The sequence below is a fragment of the Desulfotomaculum copahuensis genome (assembly GCF_001655685.1).
Classification (GTDB): Bacteria; Bacillota; Desulfotomaculia; order Desulfotomaculales; family Desulfovirgulaceae; genus Desulfotomaculum_G; species Desulfotomaculum_G copahuensis.
Map to the genome: position 1 here is coordinate 31460 of NZ_LYVF01000158.1, position 11317 is coordinate 42776.

Consider the following 11317-nt stretch of genomic DNA (forward strand, 5'->3'; position numbering starts at 1 on the left):
TATACACAAAAGATACTAAGATAGCTGACTCTGCAAGAACAATTTGAATGTTCCCAATTTTAGATGTATAATAGCATCAGTCATATTATGAGGGCCTTTTAATAATCATTGTCTTAATACGATGGACAAATTAATCTACTTGATGTTATGAATCATCGCCGATGCTAAATGGCATCTATATCTTATTTCTTATAAAAATACCTCCTGTTTGAGAAGTGAAAAATTTTAATTCATCGGCAATCTGATTAGGAACCATCCTCCAAAAGTAAAAGGTCTTCAGGAGAAACACCCCGCGGGATGTCATCCCCCTCTTGACACCATACCTTTTGCAAGCCAGCGTCTTTTAACAGTTCCAGCGCTTCATCTATATCCGTATCAGACACCTCTGACACGCTACGCATTCGGAAAACCGGTTGGTAGATGATCAGATTAACGTCTATTTTATTGTCCATATTCGCGAGACGTTTACCCATCCGTTCAATTTCTTGTCGTGATATGAAGGACGGATGATAGGGGATTGCTACTGCGAGATTAATTCTGTCATGGTAATTGTTAACAAGATACTTAACACCTTCCCATGCTGTTTCAAGATAGCGGTTGGCAAGATTTTTTTCTTTAATACCAGTAAGCTTCATAAAGGTAGACAGATCATCACCCTTCAAATCAGGGGAAATATCGGTCAGCCCAGCATCATATAACTCATCTATATAATCATTGGTAAGTAGAGAAGCATTAGTATCTAACTGGATGCGAATGTTAGAGTAAAGTTTCCTTAATTCTCTAATAAAATCAATCAACCACCGGCGGTTAAGCGTCGGTTCGCCGCCAGATATGCCAACCCGGGGATCTGTTTTGGAAGCAAGTATGTGCCTGGCCATTTGTACTGCTTCTATTGAAGTGACAGATCTGCCGGAAGAGGAAAAAGTAATATTCCAATTATGGCAAAAACCACATGAGAAATTGCAGCCATGTGTAAAAACCGATAGGCTGGCATGAAAATAATTTGGAAAAAATGATACCAAACGTAATGGTGGTTGTTTTTGTAAGGTTTCCTGATTAGTAAATATCACCATGTTTTCATTTACCGGGGTCAGACAACTTCGCATTAAGTTACCGTTAACCATCACCTCACAGGTAAAACAGCCACCGCTATTGCAATGATGCATATGGGATGATCTTTTTCCAACGAGCTCAAGGGCATCCCTTACGCTAATCCGGGCCGGAACAAAATATTGATTTCCATCCACGACAATACCATATAGTGTCCTGGTCTCCAAGTTATGCTTCAGCGAACGATCTCCCGCAGGGCACCCCTTAAGGCAGGTTCCACATCCAATACAATTTTTCTCTTTTTCCATCGGACATTGAACAAAGTACTTACAAAAGCCACACTTAAGACAATCGTTACCTGCAACTGCCTTATAATATTTCATCTCTATACCCATTCTATTTTCATGCCTCCTGCATTGGATGCAAAATCCCAATTTACACGTTGCCAAAAGGATTTTTCCATTTCAGGTAAGATATCTAGGGGATTGTCAATATTGAAATTTGCCTTAAAATAGTTGTGGTATTCCTCACGTCTAGGAATATTAAGTAATAGTTCATCAATTCTTGCCACTGGCACAAAACAATTTGCCTCAACATCATCCAATGCATTGATTACGGATCCCTTTCCAAAAATCAATGTGTGCTTCAGCGCGATATAAATGCTTTCAGGAAACTCAACATTGTTATAATAACTGGCACATGTTTCGATGATCAATTTTTTACTTAAATCTGTTGACATCTCTAATTGATCGATTTCGTTAGCATCCATATTTAGCCCCTCCGTAACCTTAAAGTTTTGGTCTTCGACCTTTAACAGATCGAAGACCATAAGCCATGCACGTCTATTTGAAAATCTTTTCCTTTGGAATGTATGGCCCAAACTCGCTTTCACCAAGGGGTTCCCATGAATCCGGGAACGGAATCTGCGGTTCATTCTTCAAGGCAGGGAACCAATTACTCAAGAAGCGCTGCCTTGCCGCTTTGCCGCGTGGAGGAAGTTCTTCATACGGAAGGTGAGCGTACATCAGGCAATAAGCCGGTCCCATGATGGCCTTGTTTACCAGATGCTGATCCATAATGCAGTTCATAATCACTGGTTGACCTTTTTCCGCGATAGCAAATGCCCGTTTGAGATCATTGCAGAAGTTTTCTTCCCGGTTACAAACCATACCATAGGCGCCTATGGATTCGGCAAATTTTTCAAACTGAATACCGATTGGTCGTTCCTCGCCCATTTGCATGTGACCCTGCCAGTCATTACCATACACATCCTGATCACCTAGCATATCCCAGTTCGGCCCGTACCAGACGTACTTCATCCCGGGCATCCAGCCGCCGTTATTAGTCACTAGAAAAACAATTGGCAGTTTGTGCCGCACGGCTACCTCCACATCCCAACCAGCATTCATCATACCGGAATCTCCCATAAGAGCCAGAATCGGCACCAATTCGCCCTTTTCCATATCCCCCAGGGCTGCGCCGATGGCCTGTCCGACGCCGTGTCCCACACCGGCCTGATCATTGGCTGTAATACAGGATGCCGGTCGGGTAAATTGCAAATAAGGCATGACAAAATCAGACATCGTATAGCCGTCGATCATTACTCTAACCTTGCTGTCATAAAGCTCTTCATTTACTTCCCTGATGATCTGCGCCATGTAACCGAAGTGCATAAAGTCGTTATTCTTGTAACGCGGATGTTCCGGTCCGTACTTATAGGCTTTATCTCTTCTTTTTATAGCTGCCTGGGCATTACTGTCGTGACATTTTTGTAACCATGCTTCACGTTCGGCGTCAAGTTGAACAGTCATATTACCGGCCTTAATATAGTCATTAAGCTGTTTAAACACGGTTTTGATGTTCCCCATCAGGACTTCCTTGGTATCCATGTATGTCCAGACCTGCTCCTGACAGTTAGAAATCTGAATGACAGACGGATAATCGGCGCCGTACCCATCAAAAAAACCAACTTTCAGACCGGCCGTAATCACCAGATCGATCTCTTTTTTAAACGGCGGCAACCCGCGATGTGAATTGAAATGCTTCTCAGAAATAATACCCCGGCCAAGCCTTCTTGAGGAAAAAGGCATTTTAGTCAAGTTAACGAACTCTTCAAGTTCAGGGCCGGCCTGATCCCAGACAGGCATGTCGCCAATAATCATGAATGGATGCTTGGCCTCAATAATAATCCGGGCGGCTTTGGTAACCGCATCGGGGTCGGCAGCACAAGTCAAAGGCTTCCGGGTATCCTCACCACGCCAATTTTCCAGATAATCGCTATGGTGCTTGAAGAATCCTCCCCAGTAATGCTGACGCATCTCATCGTTTTTGGAAAACAGTAGGTCGATGCCCAATTCAAACGCCACCGGTGCCTTGGGTGCTGCTTGAGCGATCTTGAAGCCCCGCGTTAAAAACTGTTTAACCTGCCAGGGATAGATAACGCGCGGACTCCATTTGGTCACATGTTCAAAGAATCGGTGGGCATAACTTTCTTGAATAGTGTTATAAAGGCCGTCATGTTCTACCTCTATGCCGCCGGCCAGATAAATTATGGGGGAATTTGACAACCAGGCCTGTTGTACAGCGGAAAAGGCGTTGCCGGCACCCGGTCCGACAGTTCCATAACATACACCGGGCTTTTGTGTCACCTGTGAGTAAGCCTCACCCGCATAAACGGCATTCTGCTCATGCGCAAATGTGATTGTTTTAATACCGATACGAGAAATCGCATCTACGAAATGCCAAATATGGCCTCCAGGTACACCAAATGCAATACTTACACCCTGTTCCCGAAGGATTTCCGCAATGTACTTGCCAACACTCGGATAGATCTCTCTTTGACCCAAAGGAACACTAAGTTTTTTTTGGCTTTCTTCATCGAACTCAATACCTAGTCTTGACATAACTCACACTCCTTTTGTAATCAAAATACTCCCCAGTTAAGACATGATTGATGTAATTATCTGACATTATCACCCCCTTTCCATATTTATTTTTAAAAATTTTATGTTTTTCAGATATCAACTGGAAGGAAATCATTGATATTTTGTCCAGCCTATTGGCGCGTTTCCAGAAATCCACAACCTAACATGCCGATATTCATCCCATATTGTTTTCAGGCAGCATTTATTTAGCTATTTAATATTTTCAAGGAGCATGGCCATACCCTGACCACCACCGATACATAATGCAACTAACCCGTAACGGTGGTTTTGCCGCTGCATTTCATGCATAATCGTGACCACCAGGCGTGCACCCGTGCAGCCGATGGGATGACCCAGTGATATGCCGCTGCCCAGCGGATTTGTTTTTTCCATGCTCAAATCCAATTCACGCATGCAGGCGATGGCCTGAGAGGCAAATGCTTCGTTCAATTCGATTACGTCTAGGTCGGCGGCGGTAATTCCCGCATGTTTTAAAGTCTTACGAACCGCCGGAATAGGACCGACTCCCATATAAGCAGGATCAACGCCGCCCGAAGCCCAGGATCTGACGGCCAACTTCGGCTTTACACCCAGTTCCGTCGCTTTTTCCCGGGACATAAGCACCACCGCAGCCGCTGCATCATTGATACCCGAGGCGTTGCCGGCAGTTACCGTACCGTCTTTGCGAAACACCGGCTTTAAACGGGCCATTTTTTCCATATTGGTGTCCATCGGGCGCTCATCGGTATCAAATATTAAAGCGTCGCCTTTGCGATTTGGAATTTCCACGGGAACGATCTCATCATTAAAAAGACTGTTGGCAATGGCCGCCCGCGCTCTCTGGTGGCTTAATAAGCCAATCGCGTCCTGTTCCTCCCGGGTTATACCATATCTCAAAGCCACATTTTCCGCCGTATTCCCCATATGGTAACCGTAAAAGATTTCCCACAGGCCGTCGTAAACCATCAAGTCCAGGCATTCCCCTTTGGCGGTGACATCCATACGGTAACCCCAACGGGCACGTGGTAGGGCATAAGGAGCCTGACTCATATTTTCCATACCGCCTGCTACCACCACATCAGCTTCGCCAAGCATTATGGCTTGCGCACCCAGGGCAATGGCCTTTAGACCCGAGGCACAAACCTTATTTACAGTGAATGCATTGGATTCCTTGGGGACTCCGGCATGCACAGACGCCTGCCGGGTCGTGTTTTGACCGCAGGCTGCCTGAAGGACGTGGCCCATAATAACTTCATCAACCTGTACCGGACACAGAGTCTCCTCCCAGTTGGAAACAGCCTTTTCCAATTCAACAATCGGTAGCCCCTTTAATGCATCTGGACCATAATTCAACAATTCCTCACCGGACTGAGGTCTTAAACCGGCCTTTTTGAGAGCTTCCCTGATTACCAGGCTGCCAAGAGAAATCGCCGGTACATCCTTTAACGTTCCGCCAAAGTTTCCGATAGCCGTCCTGACACCGCTTACGACAAATACTTCTTTCAATTAATATCGCCTCCCATTTTGTTTGAATTACCAGCAGACTAGTCATATATCAAAGCACATATAATAATTTGAAAATTTTAAGGCTTCGAATATTAAATTTACCCTTCAATCATTGCAAAGCAAGCTGTTCGAAATAAAAATTCCGAGACTTCACCATACAAAACAACAACAATATAAACAGAAAAGAAATCATTGGCCAAATTTTCTGATATCGGCAAGCATCATGTCAATGTAAATTATCATCATTGATGCATTGAGGGATCTCCTTTTTACTATTAGGATAATATTTATGCAGTTTTCTAACAATAGTTGACTGGTTTACTCCCAGTATTTGAGCTGCTTTATGCGTACTACGGCACTCATTATATACCTGTAAAATAAGATTCTTTTCAGTCTCCCTTAAAACATCATGAAGATTTAAATTCTTAAAAGATGAAATTACTTGTTTTTCATCAGAATTTAACAATTCATTATCAGTGTCAATTAAATCGTCACTGCTTAAAATTACCATTCGCTCAATAGTATTCTCCAACTCACGAATATTTCCAGGCCAATCATAATGAATTAGCTTTGATATTAATCGCGACGATATTTTTTTATTCAAACTATATTTACGATTAAACTTGTTCAGAAAGTGATGTATTAATGCAGGTATGTCATCACGGCGTTGCCGTAATGGAGGAATAAGTATAGATACAACATTTAACCTATAAAATAAATCTTGGCGAAACTTGCCTACTTTAATCATATCCTCCAAATCTCGATTTGTTGCTGCAATTACCCGTATATTTAATTTTATTGGTTTACGTCCACCTATACGATATATTTCCTGCTCCTGTAAAACACGTAGAAGCTTAGGCTGAATGTCTAAAGGAACTTCACCAATTTCATCTAAGAATATTGTGCCTCCGTTAGCCAACTCAAAAAAGCCGAATCGTCCATCCTTATAAGCACCTGTAAATGCACCACCTTCATAGCCAAAGAGTTCTGATTCGATAAGTTCATTGGGTATCGAGGCGCAATTTACTTTAACAAAAGGTCCTTTTGAGCGGTTGCTTGACTTATGAATAATCTCCGCTATAACCTCTTTGCCAACACCTGATTCACCTAATAAAAGGACAGTTGAATCTACCTGGGCAACCTTAATAGCCATTTCAATCTTGACACACATTTCCTTGCTCTGATAGACAACATCTTCTAATATTTTGTCAAGTCGATATTTTTCCATTTCCGATAAATACTTCATTGTCAAACCACGGGCTTCTTTCAATTGCTCACGTAAACAGTTAAGTTCGGTTAAATCCCTGACATTAGCGACTACTCTGTATATATTTCCTTCCTCATCATAAATCGGTGTTCCAGTCAATATTATTTCTTTGCCGGTATTTAACCTTAAGGCAACAGTTTCACTTTTTCTTGATTGCAATACTTTTAGAATAACTGATTCTGACAGATATCCCTTTTCAACAAGCCATTTAACAGACTTACCAATCAGGACTTCTTGGCTGATGCCCATTATCTCTAGATATGCATTATTTACTTTAAGTATTATCCCAGAACTATCTGCTACAACAATGCCATCAGCAGAAAAATCAATAATGGTATTCAATTCCTTATTAATTAATTGAACAGTTCTTAATTCGTCAGATATCATCTCCAACTCTGAAATATCCTGCAGAACACCAACACCGCCAATAACCTCTCCATTGTCAATTATAGGCGATTTATTAACTAAAACGCTTTTTCCACAAAGCACCATTTTTTGTGTAAATTGCGCCTTACAGTCTTGTATAACAGAAGTAAGGCTGCTATATGGAATAACATCATCAATTTGTTTGCCCAAGACATCTGATCTGCTTATATTAAAAAGATTTTCGGCCGCTTTATTAAAAACGATAATATTACTATTACTGTCAATTGCTATTATACTGTTATGAGTCGAATTAATAATGACCTTTAATTCTTTCATAGCATATTTTAGTTGAAGATAAAATGCATTTACCAGATCAGTTCTGGTCGCAATGCCAACCAATTCACCTGAGGAATTAACAACTGGTAGCCTACCAACTTGAATCTGCCAAGCTTCTTCAGGAGTCGCCTGCTCATTGATTGTAATTACATCTCGCTTCATTATATCATAAACAGGAATATTAATATCTCGCCCTAAGGCACGAAATGCATGGGACTTAGTGAATATCCCAACAAGCTTTTTTTGATCATTTAAAACCGGCAATCCATCGATACGGTGTTGAAGCATGATTTGTGTAGCCGTTTGTATAGTATCCCTATAATTGATCCAAACTGGATCTGATGTCATGATATCCTTAACTTTTAAATTCATGTCAGCACACTCCTTGTTACCTTTTAGTAACAAGTAAGCAAAATACATGCCAGATATTAATATCTGGAAAACAAGAAAAATTGGAAGCCACTAACCGGCTCCCGGTTACATATTGTTACAGTTCCATCTTCTTAATAAATGAACTATCAACCAATAGAGCCAAGTATTCTGCCGCTCGAGCTCTATAAGCGTCATTTAAGGTCATACTGCAACGCAATGTAACGCAATGTTATATTATAAAACTAATCCGCCATCGACACTTAATACGGCGCCATTTATATAAGACGCATCATCTGATGCCAGGAAAAGATATGCATTTGCGACGTCAAGCGGTTGACCTAGACGACCGAGCGGTGTTTTTTCAGCCATCATTTTTAAAACTTTTTCTGGGACCTTTGCCGTCATATCAGTCATAATAAAACCAGGTGCCACTGCATTAACAGTAATGCCCTTTTTACCCAATTCCTTAGCCCACGATCGTGTCATTCCTATAACTCCTGCCTTAGTGGCAGCATAATTAGTTTGTCCTATATTACCATATATGCCAACTACCGATGATGCGTTCAAAATTCTACCACTACCCTGACTAATCATTACAGGTGCAACGGCACGAGTACAGTTAAAAACTCCAGATAAATTAACTGCAATAACTTGTTCCCAATCCTCAGTTGATATTTTTGTTAAGAATGCATCTCTGGTTATACCAGCATTATTAACTAGAATATCAATCCGCCCATACATTTCGACTGTTTTATTAATCATCTGCTGAACCAAATGGATATCAATTACATTTACTTGAATAAAAGTAGCTTCTCCCAATGTCCTTCTTATTTCATTAACGGTATCCTCTCCTGCGGATGTATCGAAATCACCGATGACAATTTTAGCACCTTCTTTTGCAAATAACAGAGCAGTTTCTTTCCCTATGCCACGCGATCCGCCGGTAATAATTGCCACTTTTTCATTTAATCGCATATAAAATTCTCCTTGTTGTAATTATTCTTTTTGTTTTATGCACTGCATTTTAACACACAACTTACTATTTCTTCTCTAGTTGATCCACTTGGCAACACAGCATGATATCCAATCTCTTTTAGTTTTGATATATCTTTGGGTGGTATAACTCCACCGATAAGAAAGACTACATTTCCCCATAAGCCTTTGCTTTTTGCTACTTCCATCATTGCAGAGCCTAATTTTAAATGCGCTCCGGACAATGAACTAATCCCAACAACATCAACATCCTCATCAATTGCAGCGTTAATAGCTTCTTCAGGCGACGCATTACCAATATATACTATTTCCATCCCCGCTTCCCGCAACATACTGCTAACAGTAATAATTCCCCTATTATGCGTTTCAGGCCCCAAACAACACATAAGAATTTTTATTTTTTTTGAACTTTCCAAAAGTACACGCCTCCTGTACCCTAAAATTAATTGTTATAAACTAAAACAAACCTGGTCTCTTCCAAACACCAAATGCATCTTTGAATACTTTCCACTGCTCACCAACCGTACAACCAGAACGAGCGCAATTTAGCGTATACGGAACAATATTAATCCCAGATTTGCAGGCCTTATATAATTCATTGAGTGATTCTTGAACCTCAAGTGAATTTCTTTTCGCCTTAAACTTATTTAATCTCTCCAACTGTACCACTTCTGCTTCTTCAGGATACTTAAAGGCTTCGATATCTTTGCCATGAGTTGTCTTTTGCCAGTTATGTGCAACAATCTTTATTACGCCATTCTCCAGTTTCTTCTGTTCTTCATAAAAATAGTTATAAACTTTTTGCAAGATAAAGCCATCACTTATCGCTGCAACATAACCACCGTGCTCTTCTATTTCTGTTATCTCAGAGAGTATTTTTTCCTCAAGCTCCCTAGTCAAAGATTCAACATAATACGAGCCGCCAAGGGGATCAACAACAGAAGTAACTCCAGTTTCGTGTTCTATAATCTGTTGATTACGCAATGATAATAATGATGCTTCTTCAGAAGGAACTGCGTATGCCTCATCATACGAATCAACATGCAGTGATTGTACGCCTCCAAGTACAGCCGCCAATGCCTCATATGCCGACCTAATAATATTATTTAGTGGTTCCTCGCGCACGAGACTTATTCCAGAGGTTTGTACATGGCACCTCATCCACATTGATCTCGGCTTTTGAGCATGATATTTGTACTTCATTATTTTATACCAAAGTCTTCGGACAGCCCTAAGCAAGCTGATTTCTTCAAAGAAATCCATACCGACTGACCAGAAAAAGGCTAATCTCTCACCAACCCAATCAACATCATGTCCTCTTTTTTGCATTTCATCCAAAATTGCCATCGCGTGAGAAACTGCAACAGCCATTTGTGTAATACCTGAAGTTCCAAATTCCCGAAAATTATATCCGTTAAGAGTAATGAAATTCCACTTTGGAACATTCTCTCTAATAAATTCTATATTATCACATTCCACCCTGAAGCAATCTTCCGGAGGTATATATTCTGCAGCATTGCGCACTAACTCTTCCATAGTTACATCATTTTGTACGCTTCCCTTAAGTTGGTTCCATGGTATATCTCTGCGCTCAGAAAGTACTAAATACATTGGAAAGAGTATAGCTGTATTTGAGGGGTAATGTGTGACAATTGAAACAGTTTCCTTCGCCAAATCTATGCCATCAAACAATAAATCCCAGTCATCTACATGATTTACACTTACACCACAAGAACCGACAGATCCCTTTGACATTGGGTCATCACAATCATACATTTGAATGGTAGGCATATCAAATAAAAGATTAATACCTGTCGCCCCATGCTCTAAAAGAAACTTTATCCGAGAATTGGTATCTTCGGGCGCACCAAAACCAACCAACTGTCTTTGTGTAAAGGTGCGTCCTCTGTACATATTGCTATGGATGCCTCTGGTAAATGGTTCTTGACCCGGATTACCTAAATCGTTCATATAATCTAACTTGGAGACATTCAGAGGAGAATAAACCAATCCTCGGGGCGTTTCTGATCCGAGAACCGTTTTGGGTACTTCAAACCAATTTTCCCGGTTTTCTGTGCGAACTGAGGTGTTTTGCCATTTATCAAATTCCCCTCGAATTTCAGAAAGTGCCTCATTATCATATAAGGGTGCTTTTCTTTCATTGCAAAAGGATTCATTTAGTATTTGCCTGGTTGTTTTATTTGCAATTGAATTATTTGCTTCTGACATGTATACACTCCCTTTTCATAAGTACTTAAAACTTTGGTTTCTTTAAGAGTTAACTAAATTTACGTCTAAAATGATCGCTCAACCTCATTCCCCCTTTATTTTTTACTTTAGCAATGTCCGTACCAGAAGGTTGTTTTAAAAAGGCTTATTAGTGACATGCCATTTTTATTGAATTATTCGAATTTTCATTTATCATTGATGCCCGTAAGCATCGCTTACTCTATATTTATACTAATAATATCGTGGTTTTCTGTTATTATCAAAACGATTGTTT

The 11317-nt window shown here is 40.7% G+C and carries 8 protein-coding genes; all 8 read right to left on the reverse strand.

The window, feature by feature from the left end:
- Positions 1 to 245: 245 nt before the first annotated feature.
- A complete protein-coding gene (locus A6M21_RS17930) occupies positions 246 to 1445 on the reverse strand; it encodes a radical SAM protein (protein ID WP_078060542.1) in 1200 nt (399 codons plus the stop codon).
- Entirely contained in the window at positions 1436 to 1819 is a 384-nt protein-coding gene (locus A6M21_RS09285; RefSeq protein WP_151191879.1) for a hypothetical protein, read from the reverse strand. Before A6M21_RS09285 ends, A6M21_RS17930 begins: the two co-directional genes overlap by 10 nt.
- Positions 1820 to 1892: 73 nt before the next feature.
- Entirely contained in the window at positions 1893 to 3953 is a 2061-nt protein-coding gene (locus A6M21_RS09290; RefSeq protein WP_066668088.1) for a thiamine pyrophosphate-binding protein, read from the reverse strand.
- 231 nt (positions 3954 to 4184) lie between these two features.
- Positions 4185 to 5480, reverse strand: a complete 1296-nt coding sequence (locus A6M21_RS09295; RefSeq protein WP_066668090.1) for an acetyl-CoA C-acetyltransferase — start codon at positions 5478 to 5480, stop codon at positions 4185 to 4187.
- 226 nt (positions 5481 to 5706) lie between these two features.
- The gene (locus A6M21_RS09300; RefSeq protein ID WP_066668091.1) at positions 5707 to 7821 is read right to left on the reverse strand and encodes a sigma 54-interacting transcriptional regulator; all 2115 of its coding nucleotides are present in this window, start codon (positions 7819 to 7821) and stop codon (positions 5707 to 5709) included.
- A 234-nt stretch (positions 7822 to 8055) separates the two neighbouring features.
- Positions 8056 to 8796 carry a 3-oxoacyl-ACP reductase FabG gene (gene fabG, locus A6M21_RS09305; RefSeq protein WP_066668093.1) on the reverse strand — a complete coding sequence of 247 codons (741 nt, stop codon included), beginning with the start codon at positions 8794 to 8796 and terminating at the stop codon, positions 8056 to 8058.
- A gap of 35 nt (positions 8797 to 8831) precedes the next feature.
- A complete protein-coding gene (locus A6M21_RS17935; RefSeq protein WP_078060544.1) occupies positions 8832 to 9230 on the reverse strand; it encodes a cobalamin B12-binding domain-containing protein in 399 nt (132 codons plus the stop codon).
- Between the two features lie 40 nt (positions 9231 to 9270).
- Entirely contained in the window at positions 9271 to 11043 is a 1773-nt protein-coding gene (locus A6M21_RS09310; protein WP_066668096.1) for an acyl-CoA mutase large subunit family protein, read from the reverse strand.
- Between the last annotated feature and the right edge of the window lie 274 nt (positions 11044 to 11317).